The organism is Saccharothrix mutabilis subsp. mutabilis (assembly GCF_039521145.1).
GTDB lineage: Bacteria > Actinomycetota > Actinomycetes > Mycobacteriales > Pseudonocardiaceae > Actinosynnema > Actinosynnema mutabilis.
Window position 1 is genome coordinate 20265 of sequence record NZ_BAAABU010000016.1, and the last position, 24643, is coordinate 44907.

The following is a 24643-nucleotide window of genomic DNA, read 5'->3' on the forward strand; positions in this document are numbered from 1 at the left end:
CCTACGGGTAGGGGTGGATGGGGGAGGGGCGGTAGCCGCCGTAGTCGAGGTAGCGCCGGTGCAGCCGCGCCGGTGCGCCGGGCAGGCTGAGCGGGAGCAGGTCCGGCGACCAGACCCGGTGCACGTGGAAGCCCAGGCGGCGGACGTCCGGGGTGGTCAGGTCGCCGTGCAGCAGGCGTTTGCCGGTCGCGCGGAACGCCTCCAGGTACCGGTGCACGGCGTCGCGCGTGTCGGTCGTGACGTCGGGCGGCAGGTCGGCCGCCGAGGCGGTGTCGCAGTCGGCGAACCGGTCCTCCACCACGCGGGCGTTGGCGGGCTCGGAGTAGTGCGTGACGTTGCCGTTCAGGTCCAGGAACCGCTCCGGCTCCTCGTCGGCCTCCTCGCCCGGCGGGACCGGACTGGTGCTGAACAACGACACCAGCGCGGTGCCCTCGACCAGCGCCTTGAACATGGCGGTGGTGAGCCCGGCGCTCGCGCCCAGGCCCACGCTCACCGCCGGGCCGCCCACCGCCGCCGCCCGCAGCAGGCACGCCACCGTGAACCCGGGCAGGTCCGGGCTGGGCAGCAGGTGGAACTCCGGGCGCGGGGCCCGGCCGTCCCAGTACCGGTCGACCAGGTCGGCCAGCGCGCGGGTCCGCTGGTCGAACCCGATGCGCACGCTGCGCGTCGCGGTGTGCCAGTGGCCCATCGTCGCGTCGAGCTGGACCAGTTCCCGGACGGCGTTGAGCAGCGCCGCGCCGGGATCGGTGTGCGCCGCCGTGCCGGTGGACACCGCCGGGTGCAGCCACGGTTCGGCCTCGCCCGGCCGGTAGCCGACCAGGGTGGACTGCGCGGGCACGAACAGGTCCGGCCCGCCGGTCAGCGCGGTCATCCGCCACCAGCCCAGCGGCGCGGCCGGGTCGGGCCGGTCGAACGGGAACCCCGGGTCGGCGTGCTGGTCGTCGTCGAACAGCGCTCCCGGGGGCACCGCCGGACCCGGCGGGTCGGCGCTGGGCGCGACCGCGAACCGGTGGTGGGCCGGGAACGCGTAGTGCGCGTACCGCTCGATCGACTCGGCCAGGCTGCGGATCACCGCGTCGGTCACGGTGAGGCTCGCCGCGCCGATGTGGTGGGCGCCCGGTCGCGCCGCCGGTCCGCCGACCAGGTGGTGCACGCCCGCCAGGTCGCACGTCGTCAGCACCACCCGCGTGCCGCGCCGCACGCGGGCGTAGAAGCCGATGCTGGGCACCAGACCGGTCAGCGGGCTGACCACCCGCCGCGCCAACGCTTCCGTCGCCGCCCGCGGGTCGCGGTGGCTCCGCAGTTCAGTGCGCATCGAGTCAGTGCGCATCGAGTCAGTGCTCATCGAGCCAGGCCCTCACGTCGAAGTACAGCGCGGCGTCCTCGCGCTGGCTGACCGGGCCGCACGCCGCGCACCCCGGCACCGGCAGCACCTCGTTGACCGTGGTCTCCCACGTCGGCAGGTACAGCCCGAGCACCTTGCCCGCGGTGAAGGCCGCGCCGGTGTGCGCGAGGTTCAGCACGTCCAGCGCGAGGTAGGACGTGAGCAGCGTGGTCAACGCGGGCAGCATCGGCATCCGCCCGCCGGACACCGCCGCCGTCGCGAGCGCCTCCTTGTAGCGCAGGTACGAGTCGGCGCCGGTCAGGTTCATCAGCACCCGCGTCTCGAAGCACGCGTAGCACGCCGTCCGGCCCGGCAGGAACACCGGCCCGACGAGCAGGAACGGGCCGTCGACCGCGCCGTGCGCCCACGGCGCCTCCAGGTGCAGGCTCATCTTGTTCAGCACCGCGCACCGCACCGGGTCCACCCGCGACCCCGCCCACACCAGCACCGAGTCCCGCCAGTGCGCCAGCGGGGCCAGCCGCTCAGCCCGCCGCAGCGGGTCGTCGACCCAGGAGGTGTCGGGGTCGTCGAGCAGGTGCTGCGCGGTCTCGTCGGTGGCGTCGAGCACGGCGAGCTTCGGGTCGCTCGCGGTCAACTGCTGCGCCAGCGGGCCGACCACGTCCGGGTCGCCGAGCAGCCGCACGCTCGGCGGCGGGCCGGGGTCGCGGTCGCGCAGCACGTGCGCGTGCGCGTCGAGGTAGTGGTCCAGCGCCGACTGCGGGCCGTCCTCGACCGCGCCCAGCTCGCGCAGCCGGTCGACCAGCGCCGTGACCTCCTCGGCGGTCGCGCCGCAGCGGGCGGCCAGGTCGGTCTCGGTGGCGGTGCCGTCCAGCGCCCGCACCATCGTGAGCAGCCGGCCCGCGCCGGAGTCGTCGCTGATCAGGTGCGAGGTGGTGTTCCACACGCCGGTGCGCAGTTCGACCTCGTCGGGGCCGTGGGCCACGACGGTGAACGACCGCTTGATCCGAGGTGCCGTCTGGGGCCGCATCTTCACTCCGTTCCAGTTCGCGGGCCGGTCGGGGCCGGTTCAGGTCGCGGGCCGACTCAGGTCGCGGGCCGGTTCAGGTCGCGGGCCGGCCGAGCAGGACCGTGTGCAGCACGAGGTGGCGCAGCCCGTCCAGGCCCAGCGCCCGGTTGGCCGGGACGTCGTAGAAGCTCGACCAGTCGGTGCTGGCCAGGCCGAGCGCGCCGGCGGTCAGGTGGAACTGCTGGGACATCGCGCCGACCTCGTGCAGGGTCAGCCGCATCCCGCGGGGCCCGTACTTGCGCATCGACCGCCACGGCCGCGCCACCAGGACGCCGATCGCGGCGCACCGGGCCACCGGCGAGTCCTCGCCGAGGTCCAGCAACGCCTCCCGCAGGAACCGCGCGACCACCCCGGCGTCGCCCTCGCGGGCGAGCACGTCCCGGACCGGCGCGTAGCGGTAGGCGCCGCGGTCCAGGCCCGGCACGTCCAGGGCGAGCACCCACAGCTCCACGGGGTACAGCGCGCCGCCGCTGGCCACCGCCCGGCCGGGCAGCACGCCGTCGCCGGGCTCGCGGGTCACGCCGGCGCACGCGCGGACCAGCGTCGCCAGCTCCGGCAACCCGACGGGACCGCCGCCGAACGCCCGTGCGCTGCGCCGGGTGGCGATCAGGTCGCAAAGCCGCGCGGTCGGCTCCACCGACGCGGGCAGTTCGACGGCCGCCGGCGCCGCCTCGGTGTCGACCGCCGCCGGCGCCGCCTCGGTGTCGATCGCCGCCACCACGGGCAGGAATGATTCGTCCAGGTACTCGCGCACGGAATGCGCCACTTCGCGGTCGTGCGGGTGCAGGCGCGACGCGAGGAGGAATTCCTCGGCCGCCGCCGGCGGCGCGCCGAAATCGAGGTGGCCGTGCCGGGCCACCGGCGGCCGGAATGCGGTCGAGCCGAACCACGGGGTGGTCGGCCGGTGCGAATTCGCCCGGACGGTCCGGAAGACGAGCGCCGGGTCGGGGTGCGGGGCGTCTGCCATCTCGGCTCCGTTCGGTCGCCGTCGCGGATCGGGGACGGCACGCCGTCCAGCGGCACGTGGACGGCTCCCGGACGGCGTGCCCGTCGACGCTCGGTGCGCCCTGCTCACGTGCTACTTCTTCGCGCCCTTCGGGCCGGGCCGGACGGAGCAGTTGGTGCTGTTCGTGCAGTTGGTGCTGTTGGTGCTGTTCGTGCTGCTGCCGGCGACCGCCGTCATCGGCTGCCCGGTGTGCGCCACGCGCGACACGCTGCGGTCGTCGTTCGTGCTCTTCACTGTGATCGACATCGGTTTCACCTTTGCCACTGGGTTCACCGCCCGCTTATTTCTCGGGCAGTGGATCGACCGTACTATGCTATTCTCGGAAGGCACAATCGGGAATCGGGCGGTCACTCTGAAGAATGAATGGCAAACTGCTCACCGAGCGTGTTCCCGGAATTTCCCGGAAGGGTAACGGGGAACTCGTGGAGGTGAACCCGAAAGGTGGTGGCGATGTCCACGGCGCACACGTCCGCGGACCGGGTCGAGCGAACCGCGTTGGGGAACGGGCGAAGTGGTTGGTGGGTGGGTGACCACGCGGCGGCCCGCGCCGTGCTGGCCGATCTGAGGTTCAGCTCGGCCGCCGCCGCCGACCCGTGGGTCAACCGCGGTCGCGACGTCCCGTTGAACCCCCGCTCGATCCTGGGCATGGACCCGCCCGAGCACACCCGGATGCGCAAGCCGTCGCTCAAGCTGTTCACCCCGGCCCACGCGGAGCGGCTGCGCGGCCTGCTCGAACGCACCGCGGAGGACCTGCTGGACGGGCTCGGCGACCCGCCCGCGGACCTGCTGGAGACCTTCGTCGCGCCGTTCACCTCGGCCGGGATCACCGCCGCGCTCGGCCTGCCGCCGGTCGACCACGCCCTGGTGCGGGAGCTGAGCAGGCCGGTGCTGGCGCTGACCGCCGAGCAGGCGGCGGGCGCGGGCGAGGCCGCCGCGCGCTACGCGGAGTTCGTGCACGGCCTGTTGCGGGACCCGGCCGCGTGGGGCGGGGACAGCGCGGTCGCGGAGTTGATGGCGGCCCACGACGACCCGGGCGAGGCCGTGCGCATGACCGCGTTCATGCTGGTCTCCGGGCACGTGTCCACGTCGGTGCAGCTGTCCAACGGGGTGCTGGAGCTGCTGGCCCACCCCGACCAGTGGCGGCGGCTGGTGGCGGAGCCGGCCCTGGTCGACCGCGCGGTGGAGGAGCTGCTGCGGTTCACCCCGCCGGAGGCCCACGCGCTGCACCCGAGGATGGCGGTGGAGGACGTGGACCTGGCGGGCCTGCCGATCAGCGCGGGCGACCTGGTCTTCGTGTGCCCCCGCCAGGCCAACCGGGACCCCGCCGTGTTCCCCGACCCCGACCGGCTCGACATCACCCGCGAGAGCTGCCCGCACGTGACGTTCGGGCCGGGGCGGCACTACTGCGTCGGCGTCCACCTCGCCCGCGTCGAGCTGCGGGTCGCGTTGGCGGTCCTGGCCCGCCGCCTGCCGGGGCTGCGCCTCGCGGTGCCCCGCTCCGAGGTGCGCCACCGGGAGGGGTTGCAGTTCCGGGAGCTGTTCACGCTGCCGGTGCGGTGGTAGCGGGATGTCGTGGGGCAGCACCGCGCGTCGGGCCGGGGTCGCCGCGCTGGTGGCCGTGCTGCTCGTGCCGTCCGCACCCGCCGGCGCGGCGCGGCTCGAATTGGACTCGGCGACGATCCCTCACCTGGTCCGCGAACTCGACGCGGGCCGGCTGACCTCCGTGGACCTGACCCGCGCCTACCTGCGCCGCATCGACACCGTCGACCGCGCGGTCCGCTCGGTCCTGGCCGTCGACCCGACCGCGCTGCGCCAGGCGGCGGAGAGCGACCGGCGGCGCCGGGACGGCCGGGCGCGCGGTCCGCTGGACGGAATCCCGTTGCTGCTCAAGGACAACATCGACACGCGCGGCCTGGCGACGACGGCCGGCTCGCGGGCGCTGCGCGTGCCGCCGCGGGACGACGCCGAGCTGGTGACCCGGCTGCGCGCGGCGGGCGCGGTCGTGCTGGGCAAGACGAACCTGTCGGAGTGGTCGAACTTCCGCTCCACGCGGTCGATCTCGGGCTGGTCGGCGGTCGGCGGCCAGACGCACAACCCCCACGTGCTGGACCGGAGTCCGTGCGGGTCGTCGTCGGGGTCGGGCGCGGCGGTGGCGGCGTCGCTGGCGCAGGTGGCCGTGGGCACCGAGACGGACGGCTCGATCGTGTGCCCGGCGGGCGTGAACGGGATCGTGGGGCTCAAGCCGACCCTCGGCGTGGTGAGCGCGGACGGGATCGTGCCGATCTCCTCGCGCCAGGACACGGCCGGGCCGATGGCGCGGCACGTGGTGGACGCGGCGGTCCTGATGTCGGTGCTGGACCGCCGGCGGGCGCCCTACGAGCTGACGCCCGGTGCGTTGCGCGGCGCGCGGGTCGGCGTGTGGCGGTGGGCCGGGCACAGCCCGGAGGTCGGCCGGGTCGTGGCGTCCGCGGTGGAGGTGCTGCGGCGGGCCGGCGCGACCGTGGTGGACGTGGAGTTGGCGCACCAGGAGGAGATCCGGGCGGCGGAGTGGCCGGCGCTGCTCTCCGAGTTCCGGCACGACGTGGAGCGCTACCTGGCGACGCGGCCCGGCGCGCCGCGCACCCTGGCGGAGCTGATCGCGTTCAACGAGCGCGATCCCGTCGAGCTGAGCCGGTTCGGCCAGGAGGTCTTCCTGCTGGCCCGGGACGCGCCGCCGATCACCGACCCCGGGTACGTCGAGCGGCGGCGGACGGCGACGGCGCTGGCGAAGCGGTCGATCGACGAGGTGATGACCGCGCACGACCTCGACGTGATCGTGTCGCCGACCAACACGCCGGCGCCGAGGACGGACCGGGCGGCACGGGTCACCAGGGCGAGGTCGTCCGCGCCGGCGGCGGTGTCGGGTTACCCGAACGCCACCGTGCCCGCGGGCTTCGTCGGCGACCTCCCGGTGGGCCTGTCCTTCCTGGGCGGCCACGGCGAGGACGTGCGGGTGCTGCGGCTGGCGGCGGCGTTCGAGCAGGCGGCGGCGGCCCGGCGGCCCCCGCGCTACCTGCCGGGCTGACATCGCCCACGCATCCGACGTTTCCGCCCTGGCGGTTCGTTGCCAACGCGCCGTTGAGGGCTACCCGCCCCGCATACATCGGATCTATGCTGCCCGAGGCCGAGCCTGAAATCCGATCACCCGAGCCAACGGAGGATGCCCATGCGTGGACCGCTGGCGAAGTCGGCAGTCGTGGCGCCGGCCCTGGTGTCGACCGGCCTCGCGGCGCTGTCCGACCGCCCGCCGCGCGCGCACGCCCAGCGGGCCGCCGACGGCAACACCCTGTGGTACGACGAGCCCGCCACCGACTGGGAGAGCCGGGCGCTGCCGATCGGCAACGGCGCGCTGGGCGCGATGGTGTTCGGCGGCGTCACCTCCGAGCAGGTGCAGTTCAACGAGAAGTCGCTGTGGACCGGCGGTCCCGGCGCGGCCGGCGGCTACGACTCCGGCAACTGGACCTCGCCCCGGCCCGGCGCGCTGGACGAGGTGGTCGACGCCATCGACCGGAACGGCTCGGCCGACCCGTCCTGGGTGGCGGGCCGGCTCGGTCAGCCCAAGACCGGCTTCGGCGCGTACCAGACGTTCGGCGACCTGCGCCTGGACATGGCCGGGCACGGCGCCGCCCACTCCGGGTACCGGCGCGAGCTGGACATCGGTGACGCCACCGCGAAGGTGAGCTACACCGTCAACGGCGTGGCGCACAGCCGCGAGTACTTCGCCAGCCACCCGGACGGCGTGGTGGTGGGCCGGCTGGCCGCGAACCGGCCGGGCCGGGTGTCGTTCACCCTCCGCCACACCTCCCCGCGCGGCGACTCCACCACGACCGCGTCCGGCGGGCGGCTGACCATCCGGGGCGCGTTGGCCGACAACGGCATGGTGTTCGAGGCCCAGGTCCAGGTCGTCACCGACGGCGGAACCGTGACCGGCGACGGGTCGTCGATCACGGTGTCCGGAGCGAACAGCGCGATGTTCGTGCTGAGCGCCGGCACCGATTACGCCGACACCTACCCGACTTGTCGCGGCAGCGACCCGAGTGCGCGGGTCAAGTCCAGAGTGGACAGTGCGGCGGCCAAGTCCTTCGCGACCCTGCGCGCCAACCACACCGCCGACCACAGGGCGCTGTTCGACCGGGTGCGGCTGGACATCGGCCAGGTGATGCCGGACAAGCCCACCGACGACCTGCGCGCCGCCTACACCGGGGGCTCCTCGCCGGACGACCGGGCGTTGGAGGCGTTGTTCTACCAGTACGGCCGCTACCTGCTCATCGCGTCGTCGCGGACCGGGTCGCTGCCGGCGAACCTCCAGGGCGTGTGGAACAACTCCACCTCACCGCCCTGGTCGGCGGACTACCACACGAACATCAACCTCCAGATGAACTACTGGCTCGCCGCGCAGGCCAACCTCGGCGAGACGGTGGAGCCGTTCGTCCGGTTCGTGGAGGCGCTCAAGGCGCCCGGTCAGGTCACCGCGGCCGGCATGTTCGGCACCGCCGGGTGGGTCGTGCACAACGAGACCAACCCGTTCGGCTTCACCGGCGTGCACGACTGGGCCACCGCGTTCTGGTTCCCCGAGGCCAACGGCTGGCTGGCCTCCCAGGTCTACGACCTCGCCACCTTCACCCGGGACCCGGCCCTGCTCAACCGGGCGTACGCGCTGCTCAAGGGGGCCAGCGAGTTCTGGCTGGCGAACCTGCGCGCCGACCCGCGCGACGGCAGGCCGGTCGTGACACCGAGCTACTCGCCCGAGCACGGCCCGTTCACCGCCGGCGGCGCGATGGCGCAGCAGATCGTGTGGGGACTGTTCACCGACACCATCGCCGCCGCGAACGCGCTCGGCGTCGACTCCGACTTCCGGTCCCGGGTGCGGGCCGGGCTCGACGCGATGGACCCCGGTCTGCGGGTGGACGGCGGCGGGCGGTTGCGGGAGTGGAAGAGCGACGGCATCACCGGTGAACCGCGGCACCGGCACGTGTCCCACCTCTACGCGCTGCACCCCGGGCGCCAGATCGCGGCCGGCACGGCGTTCGGCGAGGCCGCGAAGGCCACGCTGCTCGACCGGGGCGACGGCGGCACCGGCTGGAGCAAGGCGTGGAAGATCAATTTCTGGGCGCGGCTGCTCGACGGCGACCACGCCCACAGGGTGCTCGCCGAACAGCTCAAGTCGTCCACGTTGGCGAACCTGTTCGACACGCACCCGCCGTTCCAGATCGACGGCAACTTCGGCGCGACCGCCGGCATGACGGAAATGCTGGTGCAGAGCCAGAACGGCGACGTCCACGTCCTGCCCGCGAAGCCCGGCGCCTGGGCCGGCGGCTCGGTGACCGGTCTCAAGGCCCGGGGCGACGTCACCGTGGACGCGTCGTGGACGGCGGCCGGCGGCGTCGACTTCACCGTCACGCCGGCCGGCTCGGGCAACCTGACCGTGCGCAGCGGCATCTTCGCCGGCCGGTACGCGTTGATCGACACCGCCACCGGGCAGCCGGTCGCGGGCACCCGGGTCGGCGACCGGGTCACCTTCGCCGCCACCGCCGGCCGCACCTACCGCGCCACCGGCACGGTGCGGCCGGCCGGCCCGGCGTCGCGCGCGGCGGCCGGCCGGTCGAGCACGTGCCACCCGGGGCCGGTGTCCCCACCGGCCCCGCCGTCCCGCTAGGCGGCCAGGACCGGCTCGCGCTTGCGGCGCGAGGTGGCGAACCGCTTCATCATCGGCCGTTCCACGACGGTGAAGGTCGCCCAGGCCAGGACCAGGGTGACCGCGAACAGCAGGAGCATCACGACGACCGTGGTCGTGGTGCTCCAGTCCTGGCCCGTGCCGAGCCATTGCTGACCCAGGACCAGCACCAGGTAGTGCCACATGTAGAAGGCGAACGAGACGTCACCCAGCCACACCATGGCCTTGCTGCCGAGGAACGTCGGCTGCCGGTCCACGTCGGCGACCGCGGCGGCGGCCACGAGCAGGCCGAGCGGGACCAGCATGACCGCGCTGAACCGGTAGAGCGGCTCGAACAGCGGGGCGACGAAGTACGCGCCGACGGCCAACCCGACCGCCCCGCCGAGCTTGAGCGGCAGCGGCCGGCCGGTCAGCACGATCCTGGCCAGGAACATGCCGAAGACGAACGTGAGCAGCTGCGTGGGCGGCAGGTGGAAGACGAACCACAGCTCCCGGTCGCTGTAGCCGAACGGGAACGGCTGCCCCTCGGGCAGCAGCGCGGCGAAGCTCGGCAGCGAGACCACGGAGGCCGCCGAGAGGGTCGTCCAGAGCCACAGCCGCTCCGGCCGGACCCGGTCGACCAGCTTGATCAGGAACGGGAAGGCGAAGTAGAACAGCGCCTCGCAGGACAGCGACCAGGCGACCACGTTGAAGCCGGTGCGGACGGCCAGGTCGGGGTGCCAGCTCTGCAGCAGCAGGACGTTCAGCACGCCGTCCCACGCGTCGAGCGTCGCCCCGGTGACCAGGCCCAGGACGACGAGCGCGGCCACGAACGTGAGCAGGTGGTTGGGGTAGACCTTGAAGAACCGCCGGCGCCAGAACGCCGGCGCGGTGTCGCCCGGCCGCACCGACCAGGTGAGCACGAAGCCGCTGAGCATGAAGAAGAACGTCACCCCGGTGAAGCCGCCTTGCAGGAACAGCGTGTCGGCGTTCTCCTGCGCGTCGGGCGAGGCGAAGGGGAACAGCAGGGTCGCGTGGAAGAAGAAAACGAGACCGGCGGCGACGAAACGCGCGCCGGTCAGTGACGGCAAGCGGGTCGGCACATTTTGTGCCGGCGGTGTGCTCAATCGAGGATCGACAGTTCCATGCGCCACGGATGTACCCCCTGAATAGTGCTGACGGGCGACGGCCTTCCCCCAAGAGCGCCGTCGATTCGCCCAGTATCAGCGCACGACCGCCCGTCCGCACAGCACCCGAACAGAGCAGGTCATGCGCCTGATCAGCACGGTTGGGCGCAATTTTTGCGGGAGTTCGGCCACGCCGATATCCATCTGCGGCCATTCGGAGTCGGTCGGCCTTGACCAGTTGTGGACACACCTTTTGAGACGGTAACAGCCTTTGGTGACACACGCGTTCCGAGCGTTTACCGCGTGTGACGACCAGGGCTAATCGAATACTTCTGGCAATTGCATTGGGCGGCTTGGGCGGACCGGGGTCGACCACCGGTCGTCCCCGTGGCGGGCCCAGTAGCGGTCGCGGAGGCGTCGGGTGTGGGGGCCGGGGCGGCCCGAGCCCACCGGCCGGCCGTTGACCTCCGTGACGGGCATGACGCCGCCGGCGGTCGAGGTGACGACGACTTCCGTCGCGCGCAGCACGGCGTCCGCGCTCAGGTGTCCCTCGTCCAGGGCGACGCCGTCCTCGGCGAGCAGTTCGATGACCGACTGCCTGGTGATGCCTCCCAGCACCCCGTTCTTCGGCGTGACCCACCGGTCGTCCACGAAGGCGAAGATGTTGTAGCCCGCGCCTTCGGTGATGCCGCCGGACTGGTCGCGCAGCACGACGAGTTGCGCGTCGTGGTCGTAGGCCTCGAACTGCGCCATCTGGATGTCCAGCCAGTGGTAGTTCTTGACCGCCGGGTCGACGCTCTCGGGGGCGATGCGCGGGCGGGAGCTGATCCACAGCGACGCCCCGTGCTCCTGCTGCTCCGGGGTGGTGATCCACACGAACGGGACCGCGAAGGCGTAGAACCCGTTGCGCGCGTTCCGGATGTCCCGGCTGCCCGGCACCGTCGTGCGACCGCGCGTGCAGGTCATCGACACGTACGCGTCGCGCAGGCCGGCGCGGCTCACGCACTCGTGCAGCACGTCCTCGATCTGCCGCCGGGTGAGGCCGGGGTCCAGCCGCAGGGCGTTCATGCTCGCCTGGAACCGGTCCAGGTGGCTGTCGAGCCGGTAGAACCGGCCCTTCCACACGTGCACGACGTCGTACGTGCTGTCGCCCTTGGTCAGGGCCATGTCCAGCACGGAGATCCTCGCCTCCCCGACCGGGCGGAACCGCCCGTCGACGAACGCGACCCCCTGAGCCACCTCGTCCATGCGCCACCCTCCGCGAAGTCCGGACCACTGTGACGCGGCGGGGGCGGGCGGCACACCACCCGCGACCGGAACTCGATCACCGCGCGAGCGGTCAGTCGGCCGTCGTCGAGTCCGTGCCGCCCGGCAGCTTGGGCACGTGCAAGTGAAGCCGCCTTGGCGTGGGAAGGCCTCCCGGGTGCGCGCGAGCTGGGCTCACCGCACCAGGGAGGCCTTCCCGCGCCCGTACGACTACCGCAGCGGGGGAGAGGCGAGCTTCGCCAGTTCCAGGGCCTGTTCGGGCCACCACCGGCCGGCGGGCGGGCCGCCCTGGCACTCGCCGTCCGACTCGCCCGGGCGCTTGACCCACAGGAACGCGTCCACCAGCGGGATGCCGGTGTTCGCGGTCGGGCGTTCGCCCAGGCCGCGGCCCGGCGGGTTGCACCAGTCGGTCTCGCCCGGGCCCGGGGTGTAGTGGCCCCGGCCGTTGCGGCTGGTGTCGAGGACGAAGTGGGTCATGCCGGGCTTGTGCACGGGCATCGCGTCCAGTTCCGCGTCCGACGGGCAGCTCGTCGCGCCCTGCGTGCGCAGGTGGATGCACTTGGAAACCCGTGTCCCGTAACGGACCAGGTCCTCGGTGGTCCGGTAGTTCGACGTGTTCAGGGCGAAGCCGTCGGCTCGGGTCACGCCGCCGCGCAGCAGGCGGTTGACGATGCCGGACTGCTGCCTGGGCTCGCCGTACCCGGCGTCGTAGTCGTTGAGCGCCTGCCACGCCGAGTGGCCCGCGTCCAGGTAGACCCGGGTGTGCTTGCCGCGCTTGAGGGCGTCCACGGCGTGGTTGATCTCGCGGTACCGCTGCGGCACCAGCTCCTCGTCCGGGCCGATGGTGCACCACGGTTCGCTGGTCAGCAGCGCCAGGCCGTCCGGCTCCACCACGACCACGGCCTTCTCGTCACCGATGCCCTGCGCGAAGGCGTCGATCCACTCCTTGTACTCCTGCTCGCTGCGCGCGCCGCCCGCCGACCACTGCGAGCAGTCCCGGTACGGCACGAAGTACGCCACCAGCACCGGCACCCGGTCCTGGGCCTTGGCCGCCCGCACGACCCGGCGCACGCCCTCGCGCACCTGGTCCGCGCCGGCCGTGGTGAACCAGATCGCCTGGCCGTGGGACGCCATCGCGTCCATCAGGTCGGCGTCGGCGGTGCGGCCCTCCTGCCGCCAGATCGCGGCCTGCCGGGCCGCGCCGGAATCCGGGTCCACGTAGAACCCGGTGCCCCGGGGCAGGTGCGGCGGGCCGTCGCCCTCGCCGGTCCCCGCGGTCGCCGTCGTGGCGAACGCGCCTGCGACCAGCGCGGCGGCGGCCAGCCCGGCCAGGGCGGTCCGGCGTCTCGTCCCTCGCTTGTCCACGGTCCTCTGCTCCTCCTCGTCGTGTCTGGGAGCGCTCCCAAGAGTCGGCCTAGCATGGATGGTCGTGCGGTAGATCACAAGCCTTCGCCGGTGGGTTGCAGAATCACCGGTATGGGCGACGGGTCGTCGGCGGCGTACCTCGGGACGCGCTGAGCGTGTGCGGGGAGGCGCTGCCCGCCGCCGACGACGTGGACGGGTTGGCACGCGCGGTGGACGGGGTGGTGGTCGTCGGTGTCGCCGGTGCTGCCCCGGGTTCGGCGGCGGACGGGGAGATCCCGGTCGGCCGGCCCACGTGGTGGTGGGAGGTGGGAGCCGTGTACCCGATGTACCGCTCGATCGTGGTGTTCGACGTGGCCGGTTTCGGTCGGCTGGACAACCGTGCCCAGCTCCGGGTGCGGGAGGCCCTGCGCGGCGTGGTGCGCGGGGCGTTCCGCGCGGCGGGGGTGCGGTGGTGGCGGTTGGCGGTGGCCGACCGCGGGGACGGGTTGATCCTGGTGGTGCCGCCGTCGGTGTCCAAGGCGGTCCTGCTCGACCCGCTGGTGCCGCGACTGGTGGCGGGGCTGGCGGCCCGGCCGGAGGGGGTGCGGCTGCGGATGGCGGTGCACGCGGGCGACCTCGACCGCGACCGCCACGGCTGGACCGGCACGGACCTGGTCACGGCGTGCCGGCTGGTGGACAGCCCGGAGCTGTACCGCAGGCTGGCCGACCGGCCCGACGCCGACCTGGTGGTGGTCGTGTCCGACGCGGTCCACCGGGCGGTCGTGCGCCAGGGCTACGGCGGGTTGCGGGCGGCCGACTTCGACCCCGTCCGGGTGGTGCTGAAGGAGGTGGACGAGCAGGCGTGGGTGCACGTGCCCGACCCGCGCGCCGCCGTGCCGACAAGGCTTGGTGGGGCCAGGGTCGGGGAATAGCGGGGGTGGCGGTCGTGCGCCACCCCCGCGCGGGTCAGCAGGTGCCCTGGTCCTGCCAGACGGCCCACGAGCCGGGCGCGCCGGGCTCCGCGCCCGACGAGTACCAGGTGGACTTCCACTTGTGGTTGTTGTGGGACACCACGTCGTCGGGCGCGTAGGACGCCGACGCGCTCCACGCCGGGACGCCGTCGCAGCCGCCCGGCCCGCCGCCGGTGACGGTCAGCGTGTAGGTGGCCGAACGGGCGGTCGTGCCGGTCCCGGTGACGGTGACCGCGTACGTGCCCGACGCCGCCGAGGCCGGGACGGAAACCGTTGCGGTGGAGGAAGAACCGGACTGGACGGTGCCCGGGTCGAACGTCACCGCCACGCCGCTGGGCGCGCCGGTCGCCGACAGGGTGACGGTCTGCGGCGAGCCGGCCGTGGTGGACGTGGCCACGGTGAACGTGGTGGAACCGCCCGCCGCCACCGAACCGGACGACGGCGACAACGACAGCGAGAAGTCGTTGGCGGGGCTCTCGTTGACGGCCTGCTTCCAGATCGTGTGGGCGACGCCGTCGGCCGCGCGGTCCAGCGCGGTCGGGTTGATGTTGCCCGTCGTGTCGCACCGGGCGTGGTAGCACGGGTCGTAGGCCGCGCCGGCCGTGCCGCCCCACTTCGCCGCCTGGGCGCTGGTCTTGCGGGCCGACGCGCCCGTGGCGTAGCCGGAGGAGGGGATGCCCGCCTGTTGGAACGAGTAGTCGTCGGACCGGCCCGCGCCCTCGACGTTCTCCTCCGGCGCGAGGCCCAGCGACGTCCAGTACTCGCGCAGCGGGGCCGCGGCGGCGGTGGAGATGTTGTTGACGAAGTAGCCCGCGTTGCGCGACCCGACCATGTCGAAGTTGTAGTACGCCTTGATGGCCGTGCGCTGGGCGGAGGTCAACTGGCCGACGTAGAAGCGCGAACCGTTCAGGCCCTGCTCCTCGTCGGTCCACCACGCGAACCGGACGTGCTTGGTCATCGACGGGTTGCGGGCGGCGAGTTGGAGCGCGTTCTCCAGCAGGACCGCGGACCCGGAGCCGTTGTCGTTGATCCCGGGACCGGCGGACACGCCGTCGAGGTGCGCCCCGAACACGACGGTCTGGTTGGCGTCGCCGCCGGGCCAGTCGGCGATCAGGTTGTTCGACACGTAGGTGCAGGAGGTGCAGCGCTGCTCGGTCACCGTGTACCCGGCGGCTTGCAGCTTGCCCTTCACGTACGCGAGCGACTGCGTGTACCCGGCGCTGCCCGCGCGGCGGTGGCCGCCGTTGGCGGTGGCGAAGCCGTTGAACTGGGTGAGGTGCGCCTGCACGGCGGCCACGTCCACGTTCGGCGGCGCGAGGGTTGTCGTAGCGGGCCCGGCCGCCGCGGGGGTCGCCACGCCCGGCTCGGCTTGGGCCGCCGGCGCGAGGACCCCCGTCCAGGCGAGGGCCGCGAGGGCGACCGCCGCGCCCAGGGTTCTGTGCTTCATCCGATGCTCCTCGTGAGGCAGGGGGAAGCCGACCGCACCGGCCCCACGCGGGCGGCGGCCCGGCTGGGTGCGGTCGAACCCCCGCAGCGTCGCACCCCCGCGCACCGCGCGAATAGGGCTTCCGGTAGGTACCCGCCGACAGATTTCCCCGCCACACTTCAAGGTTGCGTGAGAAGCACACGGGACCACGCGCGGAAATGGTCCCATATCGCGGAACCCATACCACCATGCTTCCCCGCCGACGTGGAATGCCTTGAGCAGGCCGCAATTCAACGGATTCGCATAACCATGCAACGGGCGCATGGACGCGACTTGCCCGTTATTGCACGATTCGTGCTTCCGCATACCGCACGGCGAGGCCGTGCGGTATGGCGCGGGGGTGGGGAGGTCGTCACATGCGCGGTGTGGTGGCGTGGTTCGAGGCGCAGGTGTTGCGAGCCGGCCTGGCGGGGTTGCTCGAAGCGTCGCTGACCGTGCTGTCCGTCGGCGCGGTGCTCGGCGCCGTGTTCGGGGGTCCGGTCGCGAAGACCGCGGCCGTGGTGGTCGCGGGGATCGGGGTGCTCGCCGCGTTCGCCGCGCTGGTGGCCCACCGCCGGCGCGGCGAGGCCGACCGGCTGCGGGACCGGCGGCTGATCGCGCGGTACTGCGAGCTGGTGCAACAGGCCATCGGCGGGCCCCTGCACTACCTCAGCTGGGACGACGTGACCGTGATCGACGACCGGGGCGGCGCGGCGGAGACCGTCGCCGTCCGCGCGCGGGTCGAGGCGGACGTCGCGCCCTTCGTCCGCTTCCGGATCGGACCGGCGTGGAACCAGCCCGAGCGGCAGCGCGCGAAGGTGACCTGCCGCGTCCGCACCCTGTCCGGCGCGACCACCCCCGGTCCCCGGTGCGACACCACGCAGACGTGGCTGGCCGACGGCCGGCTGGAGGTGATCGCGCACCTGGCCTCCCCGGTGAAGGCGGGCGACGAGCTGCGGCTCGTGATCGACCTGGACTGGCCCGGCATGTGCGAACCCCTGGTCCGCAAACGGCAGCCGGACGACTTCTTCCTGCGGTTCGCCCGGCCCGCCGACGCGGTGCGCTACGTGATCGTGCTGCCCGAAGGGGAGGACGCCTACGCCGAGCCCATCGGCTTCGCGGAAGGCGACCGCGGGTACGACCTGATCGTCAAGGCCAACGACACGGGCCGCACGCAGGTCACCCTGACCGCCACCGACGTCCCCGGTCGGCACCGCTTCGGCGTGCGACTGGACCTGAAGTAGGCAACGCCCGACTCGGCCGCCGGGCGTTGCCTCGTGTGGATCAGTCGTCGTCGGTCTTGTCGCCGCCCACGAGCATCCTCCTCAACTCCGTCGACCTGCCCTCGGCCGGGAAGGGAATCCCGGCGGGGCGGATTCGATCATCACCGGCGGTGTCTCGCGTGGCCGTGCCGGACGGTGCCGACCCGTCGAGCCGAACTGCCGCGCGTCCCCCCGCCTCCGGTCGCGCGGTGCGGCGTCGGGCGGCGCGGCGGACGGTGTCGAGCCAGCGGAACTCCGCGTCCCAGCCGTCCTCGGGCACCGCGATGCCGTCCAGCGCTTCCCAGACGCCCGCCTCCGTCCAGTGGACGAACCTGCGGTGCGCGGTGGCGCGCGAGATCCCGAACACGGGCGGCACCTCCCGCCAGGAGCACCCCGAGACCAGCACGAAAGCCACAGCCGCCAACGAAGCGCGGTCGTCCTTGGGCTCCGTGCCGCCGCCCTGCCGCCGTCTCGGCCACTCGGGCAACGTCGGGTGGATCAACTGCCACACGCGACACGGCACGAGCATTTCGACGAGGTCCTGCGACACGACGGGGATTGTGCGCCGCACGCCGACATGAGATGGCGGATTCCACGCTATGGGGACTGCTTGTCGCCCAGTGGTCGTCACGGGTCGGTCAACGGTGAAGCGGATTTCTGCCGCACTTATACCTTGATCAGCGAATACGAGCGCGAGTCGCGATTGTGGCGTCCCCGGAATGCGGGACGGTCAGCAGCCGATGCGGCGGGTGGACAGGGCCAGGTCGTCCAGCCACACGTCGTAGGCGCCGGGGTTGGGCTGGTAGAGCTGCCAGCCGAACTTGACCGCGTCGAACCGGGGGAACAGGAAGTCGACCGGGTTGCCGCCGTGGACCTTCGTGGACACCGTCAGGTCCGGTTTCGGCCGGCCGTCGATCGACACGGTGACGCGGTTGTCGGTCGCGTCCATGTGCCATTCCACGCATTGCCACACACCCGCCCGCGACGGGGCGGATTCGCGCCAGTTCGTCCAGTCGCCGGTCGGGCCGCCGTCCGCGCCGACGCCCCACAGCGCCTTGTCGACCGTGGGCACGTACTGGCCGCCCAACGGGCGGATGATCTCCGGGCCGTCGCCGGTGGTCTCGACGAGGGTGTAGTGCGCCCAGTCGGGTTCGGTGGGGAAGGCGGCCACGCGGATGCGGGCGCGGCCGTGGAAGCTGTTGCCGGGGGCCGAGAAGTGGTCCACGCGCAGGAACGCGCGGCCGTTGCCGACCGTGTGGGCGTGCAGGACCTTGTTGCGCCCGTGCCGTTCCACGGTCAGCGTGCCGTCTTTGGTGTCCACGCCCCACTTGAGGCTGGTCGCGCCGCCCGTGGCCACGCGTTCGAAGTCCTCGCAGAACAGCAGTTCGGCACGGGAGCACGGGGCCGGTTTCGCGTCCGCCGTCGCCGCGGTGGGCACGGCGAGCAACGCGGCCAGGCAGGCCGTCAGCAACTTGCGCACAGCGGATCTCCCTCGGGCGCCGGTGGACGTGACTCGAACCCTACGCAGTTCTGGGAGCGCTCCCAATGCACCGTTCGGCGGCAACGGCGGCGGCCTTCGGAGGCGTCACCCCTTCTGAGGTGTCACTGGAGGATCTCCGCGTGGCGGTGGACGACCACCGGCTCGCCGTCCTCGTCACACCACCGGATTTCCGGCCCGCAGGGGCCTGAGGAACCGCGCGCGGACGCCGTGGGCGGCGGAAAAGTTGCCTCGCCGACAGGTCAACGTCGAAGGACCCGAAGCCTTTTTCAGTAGATGTGAGGGGTATTCGAGTGGCATTGGTGGCGATGGGGGTCGGCGCGGTGACCGTGATGGCGATGGTCGTGGTGGCGGGGCCGGGGGAGCAGCGGGAGGGGCCTGCCGCCCCGGTGGCGATCGTGACGGAGGTGCCGGTCGTGACGACGACACCGACGACGACACCGACGACGACGCAACCGACCACCACCACGACCACGGCCGTGGCGGCGACCGAGCCGCCGGTCGTGGAACCGCCGGCGCAGGCGCCGCCGACGGTCGACCTGGCGGGCGTGGCGCCGGGGGTGCGGCGCGGTGTGGCGGTGTTCGACCGGCACGCGGGGGCGGAGGTGTTCGCCGAGCGGCCCGAGGAGGCGTTCCCGGCGGCCTCGGTGATCAAGCTGTTGATCGCCCTCGACGCGCTGGAGCGGGGCGCCGCGCCGCCGGACGTGGTGGCCGAGATGCTGTCCACCAGCGACGACGGCATCGCCAACCGGCTGTGGCGGCAGGCGATCCCGCGGACCTGGGCGGCGCGGATCGGGCTCGACGGGCTCGTGCCGCCCCCGGACCCGAACATGTGGGGCGACACGCTGATGACCGCCCGCGACGTCGTCGCCGTCTACCGGCACGTGCTCGACTCGCCGCAGGCCGACGTGGTGCTGCCGGCGCTGGCGAACGCGACGCCCCGCGGCGCGGACGGCGTGGACCAGACCTTCGGCATCCCCGCCGGGCTCGACGGGCACCGGTGGGCGGTCAAGCAGGGCTGGGCGTGCTGCTACAGCGGTCAGCGGGCGTTGAACACCACCGGGGTCGTGGACGACCGGTTCCTGGTGGCCGTGCTGACCGAGCAGCCGGCCTCGACCGGGTTCGCCGCGGCGGCCAAGGAGGTGACCGTCCTCGCCGCCGCCCTGGACCCGCTGTTCGAGAGCGCGTGACGGGTCGGCGCGTGACGGGTCAGCGCGCGGGGGTGTCGCCGGTCAGGTGCAGGTGGGTGTTGGTGCGGCGCAGCAGGCGGTCCAGCACGGCCGGCGGGTTGCGCACGGTGAGCGTCGCGCCGGCGGCGGACGCGCGGTGGTGCGCGGCCAGGAGGGTGGACAGGCCGTGGGAGTCGCAGTGGGTGAGGCCCGCGCAGTCCAGGACGACCACCGCCGCGCGGGTCGCCAGCGCCTGGTCCACCACGCCGAGCAGCCCGTCGTCGCGGCCGTAGACGAGGTCGCCGGACAGCGCCACCGTGGCGAGGCCGTCGGTGGTGGACAGGGCGCAGCTCAGCGCGGCGCTCACGCCGCGGGCCCCTGGTCGGCGAACCCGCCGGCCACCGAGCGGGCCGCGTCGAGCAGGCGGGTGGCGCGGGGGAAGTCGCGCAGTTCGGCGGCGAGCACGTCCAGCGCGGGGACCAGCGCCGACAGCGGCGTGCCGCGCGCGGCCTGGACCTCGGCGTGCCACGCGAGGTAGCCGGTGAGCAGCGCCGGGTCGTCGGTGTAGAGCGCGGCGCACAGGAAGTCCACGATGTGCGCCAGGTCCTCGGGCGGGCTGCCGGCGGCCACGCCCGCGCGCACCAGCCGCCGCGCCGACCGGGACACCAGCGTGTACTCCTGGTCGGCCAGGTGCGGCAGGTCGTCGATCGGCTGGTGGGCGTCGCGGGTGCGCGGCGGCAGGCCGCCCGCCAGCAGGTCCGCCGCCGCCCGCGCGTCGGGCGCCCACAGGTCCGCGCCCAGCAGGCGCGCGTAGCGGCCGTCCGGGCCGAACGCGCTGCCGCCGACCAGCACGGGCGTCCCGGCGGCCTGGCAGGCGGTGATCGTCGCGTGCGCGGTCGGCAGCCGCACGGCCAGCGACCCGGACAGCGCCACCGCCGCCGGCCCGGTGGTGTGCAGGTGGGTGATCAGGTGCGGCACGGGCAGTTGCGCGCCCAGGTAGTCCACGCGGAACCCGCGCAGCGCCAGCACCTCGGCCAGCAGCCGGGCGGGCAGTGCGTGCCACTCGCCGTCCACGCACGCCACCACGACGTGCGCGAGGCGCGGTGGGGGCCGTTCGACGACCGCGCCCAGCGCCGCGATCACCCGTTCGTTGATGGCGGTGGCCGCGTGCTCCTGCGCGACGGTGAGCCGGTTGGCCGCCCACTCCGCGCCGACCCGCCGCTGCACGCCGCCGACGACGTCGAGCAGCACCGACTCGGGGTCCAGGCCCGCGTCGAGCGCGCCCAGCACGGCCCGGGTCGCCGCCTGCTCGTCGCCCGCGACGACCGCGGCCCACAACGCGTCCGCGACGCCCGCGGCGGTCACGACGCGTGCCGGGGCGCGGTGACGGCCAGCAGCGCGATGTCGTCGTGGCTGCCGCCGCCGATCCACTCGGCCGCGACCATGTGGACGTGCTCGGCCACCGCGTCGGCCGGCATCCCCGCGCACGCGGCCAGCGCCGCGTGCAGCCGCTCCTCGCCGAACATCTCGTCGCCCAGCGGCCCGCCCACGGCCTCGGTGATCCCGTCGGTGTAGAGCAGGCACGTCTCGCCGGGCGCGAGCACGACCTCGGCGGTGGTGGACACGACCTCGGGCAGCACGCCGACCAGCGTCCCCGACGTCGGGGCCTCCTCGACTACCCCGGTGGTCCGCACGACCAGCGGCGGCAGGTGGCCGCCGGAGGTCAGCCGCAACCGCACCCCGCCCTGGACCGGGCGCGCCGACGCCAGCACCAGCGTGACGAACCGGGTGCCGTGCCGGCCCAGCAGCGCGTTGTTGAGCAGGGTCAGGACCCGCTGGTGGTCGTCGGACATCGGCAGCAGCGCCTGCACGACGCTGCGCACCTTGCCGGTCACCACGGCGGCCTCCAGGCCCTTGCCGCACACGTCGCCCAGCACCGCCAGGTGCTCGTCGCCGACCGGGTGGACGTCGTAGAAGTCGCCCCCGACCCGTTCGGAGTCCGACGCGGGCCGGTAGCGGCCGGCCAGCTCGACGCCCTCCACGCGGTGCAGCACCGGCGGCAGCAGCTCGCGCACCAGGGTTTCGGTGATCGACGCCTGGGCGGCGAAGCTGCGGGCGGCGGAGATCGCCGACCCGGCGCGGGCCGCGAACAGCCGCGCGAACACCTCTTCGTCCGGGGTGTAGGCCCGGTCGGCGCTGCGGCGCAGCAGCACCAGCGCGCCCGCCGGCACGCCGTGGCCGGGCAGCGGGGTCACCACGATCGAGCCGATCGCGCCGAAGCCGTCGGGCACCAGCCAGTCGGGCGCGGACGCCGGGTCGATCCACCGCGAGGGCACCGGCGGGAACCCCTGCAACGCCTCGCCCAGGCCCGCCACGTCGTCGGGGTCGACCACGAGCCGGTGGTGCACCGGCGCGTCGCCGCGCACGCACACCGTGGCCGGGTGGCCGGCCACGCCGCCGGGGGCGATGACCCACGCGGCGTCGGCCAGGTGGTCGGCGGCCAGCTGCGCGGTGAGCTGCATGCAGCGGTCGGGGTTGAGCGAGGTCAGCAGGGCCGAGGAGACCTTGCTCAGCAGGGCGGCGCGCTCCCGTTCGACGCGCAGCTCCTCGCGGGCGCGCCGCACGTCGGTGTTGTCGACCAGCCACCACGTGACCGCGCCGTCCGCGTGCGGCACCGGGTGCGCCTCGAACGCGCGGTCGCCGATCGGCCCGGACGCCACCGGACCGCCGGCGGGGAAGGCCTCGTGCGCGTCGGCCAGCCAGTCCACGGTCCCGCGCAGGGCGGCCCCGGCGGTCACCAGGACCCCGGCGGCGGCGTTCGCCTCCCGCACGACTCCGCCGCTCTCCACCACGAGCGCGGGGTAGGGGGCCTCTCGCCACACCGGGTCGCCGACCTGCGGCCGACGCATTGCACGTTCGGTATCCACCACGCGCGCGGACTCCCGGAGCGGGGGCCCTCCACCTCACAGAAGTCGGTTGACGGTTCACCAACAGTGTAGCGACGGCGGGCATCCGGTCACGCCCAGCGGGGTGCCGCTGCTAACGGGATCGCGCATTTATTTAGCCGGTCGGAGGCGTTGCCCGCGCCGTCCCGCTGTGGTTATGGTCGCCCTCTGCAAGTATCGTAAACTCAATCGAAAGTTTCGGTGCGCAACATGAAGCTGACAGCGAAGTCGGTCTCACGAGTCGCGCTCGTGGCGAGCCTGGTGGCCGCCACGGCGGGCGCCGCGGTGCTGGTGGCGGCGCCCGCCAGCGGCGCGGCGGCCACGCTCGCCGCCGCGGCCCAGCAGAGCGGGCGCTATTTCGGCACCGCGGTGGCGGCGAACAAGCTCGGCGACTCGACCTACGTCGGAATCCTCAACCGCGAGTTCGACATGGTCACGGCCGAGAACGAGATGAAGATGGACGCGACCGAGCCCAACCAGGGCCAGTTCTCGTTCGGCAGCGGCGACCGGATCGTCAACCACGCTCGCAACCAGGGCAAGCGGGTCCGCGGGCACGCCCTGGCCTGGCACTCCCAGCAGCCGGGTTGGATGCAGAACATGTCCGGCAGCGCGCTGCGCCAGGCCATGCTCAACCACGTCACGCAGGTGGCGTCCTACTACCGGGGCAAGATCTACGCCTGGGACGTGGTGAACGAGGCGTACGCCGACGGCACCTCCGGCGCCCGCCGCGACTCCAACCTCCAGCGCACCGGCAACGACTGGATCGAGGCCGCCTTCCGCGCCGCCCGCGCGGCCGACCCGGGCGCCAAGCTCTGCTACAACGACTACAACACCGACAACTGGTCGCACGCCAAGACCCAGGGCGTCTACCGGATGGTGCAGGACTTCAAGTCCCGCGGCGTCCCCATCGACTGCGTCGGCTTCCAGGCGCACTTCAACAGCGGCAACCCGGTGCCGTCCAACTACCACACCACGTTGCAGAACTTCGCCAACCTGGGCGTGGACGTGCAGATCACCGAGCTGGACATCGAGGGTTCCGGCAGCACGCAGGCGCAGCAGTACCAGGGCGTCGTGCAGGCGTGCCTGGCCGTGTCGCGCTGCACCGGCATCACGGTGTGGGGCATCCGTGACAGCGACTCGTGGCGCGCGTCCGGCACCCCGCTGCTGTTCGACAACTACGGCAACAAGAAGGCCGCTTACACGTCCGTGCTCAACGTCCTGAACAGCGGCACGGGCACCACCACGCCGACCACCAGCACGTCCAACCCCGACCCCGGCGGCTGCACCGCGACCTACGCCGAGGGCGAGAAGTGGAGCGACCGCTTCAACGGCCAGGTGACGGTGACGGGCACGAACAACTGGGTCGTCACCGTCACGGTCAGCTCGCCCCAGCGGATCATCGCCACCTGGAACACCACGGCGACGTGGGAAACGGCCAACGTGATGACGGCCCGTCCCAACGGCAACGGCAACACCTTCGGTTTCACCATCATGCACGGCGGCAACTGGACCTGGCCCAGCGTCTCCTGCCGGGTCGCCTGACCCGAGCTGCGCCCCGGTGGCCGCCCGACCCGCCTCGGACGAGGCGGGTCGGGCGGCCACCCCGGTCACGGGGTCATCGTGGTGGCGCCGATGTGGTCGAGGCAGAACTCGACGGAGTGGGCCATCAGCCAGCCGGTCTGGGCGTCGCGGAAGACGCGCTGGATCGGGGAGGTGGTGACGAAGCCCGAGCCGCCGCCGACCTGGAGGCACAGCTGGGCCAGGTCGCGGGCGACGCGGTTGGCCGTGGGCTTCGCGCGGGTCGTGGCGGGCAGGAACGCGGGGGAGTTCCGGTCGGCCAGCCACGAGGTGTTGTGCGCGACCAGGGTGGCGGCCTCCAGGTCGAGCACGGCCCTGGCCACGTCGAACTGGAGGTGTTGTTGCGCGGCAAGGGGTTCGCCGGTCGGCAGGGTCCGGGTGCGGGCGTGGTCGAGGAGGGTGGTCAGCGCCGTGTCGGCGACGCCGAGCGAGAGCCACGCCAGGCCGGCGGCGATGTGGTTGGGGCCGGGGGGCGCCGGCGGGCAGCGCCGGTCGGAGCGCAGCACGGTGCCGTTGAGGCCGACCAGGTGGCTGCGGGTGGCGCGCAGGCCGAGGGTGTCCTGCGGGGTGAAGGTCACGGTGTCGTCGGGTTCGAGCCCGAACAGGGTGGGTTGACCGTCCACGAGCGCGTTGATCAGGAAGTGGTCGGCGATCTCGCAGCCGGAGATGAACCGTTTGGCGCCGGTGAGCCGGTAGCCGCCCGCGACGGGTTCGGCGACCTGCTGGGGCGAGAGGAACTGGTTGCCGCCGGTGGGTTCGGACAGGGCGTTGGCGAACCGGCGTCCGGCGATCAGCTCGTCGGCGTAGTAGCGGGCGACCTCGGAGGTCGAGTAGCGCACGAGCGCCTCGGCGGCACCGATGTGCATGAGCCACAGGCACGCGGTGGACGGCTCGGCGGCGCTCGACCAG

Annotated in this window: 21 protein-coding genes; 7 read left to right on the forward strand and 14 right to left on the reverse strand. The window is 73.2% G+C overall.

The annotated features are described in order from the left end of the window. Position 1 precedes the first annotated feature (1 nt). The 4 genes from ABD126_RS27265 to ABD126_RS27280 all read right to left on the reverse strand — a co-directional run bounded on the left by ABD126_RS27265 (position 2) and on the right by ABD126_RS27280 (position 3663). A complete protein-coding gene (locus tag ABD126_RS27265) occupies positions 2–1315 on the reverse strand; it encodes a YcaO-like family protein (RefSeq protein WP_343936803.1) in 1314 nt (437 codons plus the stop codon). 19 nt (positions 1316–1334) lie between these two features. After that, the gene (locus tag ABD126_RS27270) at positions 1335–2372 is read right to left on the reverse strand and encodes a TOMM precursor leader peptide-binding protein (RefSeq protein ID WP_343936804.1); all 1038 of its coding nucleotides are present in this window, start codon (positions 2370–2372) and stop codon (positions 1335–1337) included. A 73-nt stretch (positions 2373–2445) separates the two neighbouring features. Next, positions 2446–3378: a SagB family peptide dehydrogenase gene (locus ABD126_RS27275; protein ID WP_343936805.1), complete on the reverse strand. Its 933-nt coding sequence runs from the start codon at positions 3376–3378 to the stop codon at positions 2446–2448. A gap of 111 nt (positions 3379–3489) precedes the next feature. Beyond that, the gene (locus tag ABD126_RS27280) at positions 3490–3663 is read right to left on the reverse strand and encodes a hypothetical protein (RefSeq protein ID WP_343936806.1); all 174 of its coding nucleotides are present in this window, start codon (positions 3661–3663) and stop codon (positions 3490–3492) included. Positions 3664–3939: 276 nt separating this feature from the next. Between ABD126_RS27280 and ABD126_RS27285 the strand changes: the two genes are divergently transcribed. The 3 genes from ABD126_RS27285 to ABD126_RS27295 all read left to right on the forward strand — a co-directional run bounded on the left by ABD126_RS27285 (position 3940) and on the right by ABD126_RS27295 (position 9112). After that, positions 3940–4980 (forward strand): cytochrome P450, encoded by a 1041-nt coding sequence (locus ABD126_RS27285; protein WP_343936807.1) that lies wholly within the window; start codon positions 3940–3942, stop codon positions 4978–4980. A gap of 4 nt (positions 4981–4984) precedes the next feature. Then, entirely contained in the window at positions 4985–6481 is a 1497-nt protein-coding gene (locus tag ABD126_RS27290) for an amidase family protein (RefSeq protein ID WP_343936808.1), read from the forward strand. 141 nt (positions 6482–6622) lie between these two features. Next, positions 6623–9112 (forward strand): glycoside hydrolase family 95 protein, encoded by a 2490-nt coding sequence (locus ABD126_RS27295; RefSeq protein WP_343936809.1) that lies wholly within the window; start codon positions 6623–6625, stop codon positions 9110–9112. Here the strand turns inward: ABD126_RS27295 and ABD126_RS27300 are convergent. From ABD126_RS27300 to ABD126_RS27310, 3 genes are all read right to left on the reverse strand, one after another. Next, entirely contained in the window at positions 9109–10200 is a 1092-nt protein-coding gene (locus ABD126_RS27300) for an acyltransferase family protein (protein WP_343936810.1), read from the reverse strand. The two genes, ABD126_RS27295 and ABD126_RS27300, sit on opposite strands and share 4 nt — an antisense overlap. 354 nt (positions 10201–10554) lie before the next feature. After that, positions 10555–11484 (reverse strand): aminotransferase class IV, encoded by a 930-nt coding sequence (locus tag ABD126_RS27305; protein WP_343936811.1) that lies wholly within the window; start codon positions 11482–11484, stop codon positions 10555–10557. 228 nt (positions 11485–11712) lie between these two features. Beyond that, positions 11713–12867 (reverse strand): glycoside hydrolase family 6 protein, encoded by a 1155-nt coding sequence (locus ABD126_RS27310; RefSeq protein WP_343936812.1) that lies wholly within the window; start codon positions 12865–12867, stop codon positions 11713–11715. 155 nt (positions 12868–13022) lie between these two features. Between ABD126_RS27310 and ABD126_RS27315 the strand changes: the two genes are divergently transcribed. Continuing rightward, the gene (locus tag ABD126_RS27315) at positions 13023–13778 is read left to right on the forward strand and encodes a hypothetical protein (protein ID WP_343936813.1); all 756 of its coding nucleotides are present in this window, start codon (positions 13023–13025) and stop codon (positions 13776–13778) included. Between the two features lie 34 nt (positions 13779–13812). Here ABD126_RS27315 and ABD126_RS27320 read toward each other — a convergent pair whose 3' ends face one another. Then, positions 13813–15264, reverse strand: a complete 1452-nt coding sequence (locus tag ABD126_RS27320; protein ID WP_343936814.1) for a M28 family peptidase — start codon at positions 15262–15264, stop codon at positions 13813–13815. Positions 15265–15659: 395 nt separating this feature from the next. On the opposite strand from ABD126_RS27320, the gene ABD126_RS27325 reads away from it, so the two are divergent. Further along, positions 15660–16526, forward strand: coding sequence for a hypothetical protein (locus ABD126_RS27325; protein WP_343936815.1), 867 nt, complete (start codon positions 15660–15662; stop codon positions 16524–16526). A gap of 40 nt (positions 16527–16566) precedes the next feature. Here ABD126_RS27325 and ABD126_RS27330 read toward each other — a convergent pair whose 3' ends face one another. Then, entirely contained in the window at positions 16567–17094 is a 528-nt protein-coding gene (locus ABD126_RS27330) for a transposase (RefSeq protein WP_343936816.1), read from the reverse strand. Between the two features lie 180 nt (positions 17095–17274). Continuing rightward, complete coding sequence (locus ABD126_RS27335) at positions 17275–18024, reverse strand: hypothetical protein (protein ID WP_343936817.1); 750 nt, start codon at positions 18022–18024, stop codon at positions 17275–17277. 311 nt (positions 18025–18335) lie between these two features. Here ABD126_RS27335 and ABD126_RS27340 point away from each other — a divergent pair, with 311 nt between their 5' ends. Then, entirely contained in the window at positions 18336–19232 is an 897-nt protein-coding gene (locus ABD126_RS27340) for a hypothetical protein (RefSeq protein ID WP_343936818.1), read from the forward strand. A 19-nt stretch (positions 19233–19251) separates the two neighbouring features. Here the strand turns inward: ABD126_RS27340 and ABD126_RS27345 are convergent, their stop codons facing one another. The 3 genes from ABD126_RS27345 to ABD126_RS27355 are packed head-to-tail and all read right to left on the reverse strand — an operon-like array spanning position 19252 to position 22120. After that, positions 19252–19578, reverse strand: a complete 327-nt coding sequence (locus tag ABD126_RS27345) for an STAS domain-containing protein (protein ID WP_343936819.1) — start codon at positions 19576–19578, stop codon at positions 19252–19254. Next, complete coding sequence (locus ABD126_RS27350) at positions 19575–20576, reverse strand: cobalamin B12-binding domain-containing protein (protein WP_343936820.1); 1002 nt, start codon at positions 20574–20576, stop codon at positions 19575–19577. The genes ABD126_RS27345 and ABD126_RS27350 overlap by 4 nt, the downstream gene beginning before the upstream one ends. Further along, positions 20573–22120, reverse strand: a complete 1548-nt coding sequence (locus tag ABD126_RS27355) for a PP2C family protein-serine/threonine phosphatase (RefSeq protein WP_343936821.1) — start codon at positions 22118–22120, stop codon at positions 20573–20575. Before ABD126_RS27355 ends, ABD126_RS27350 begins: the two co-directional genes overlap by 4 nt. Positions 22121–22366: 246 nt before the next feature. Between ABD126_RS27355 and ABD126_RS27360 the strand changes: the two genes are divergently transcribed. Next, positions 22367–23698 carry a glycoside hydrolase family 10 protein gene (locus tag ABD126_RS27360; protein WP_343936822.1) on the forward strand — a complete coding sequence of 444 codons (1332 nt, stop codon included), beginning with the start codon at positions 22367–22369 and terminating at the stop codon, positions 23696–23698. A 65-nt stretch (positions 23699–23763) separates the two neighbouring features. Here ABD126_RS27360 and ABD126_RS27365 read toward each other — a convergent pair whose 3' ends face one another. Next, entirely contained in the window at positions 23764–24600 is an 837-nt protein-coding gene (locus tag ABD126_RS27365) for an acyl-CoA dehydrogenase family protein (RefSeq protein WP_343936823.1), read from the reverse strand. Between the last annotated feature and the right edge of the window lie 43 nt (positions 24601–24643).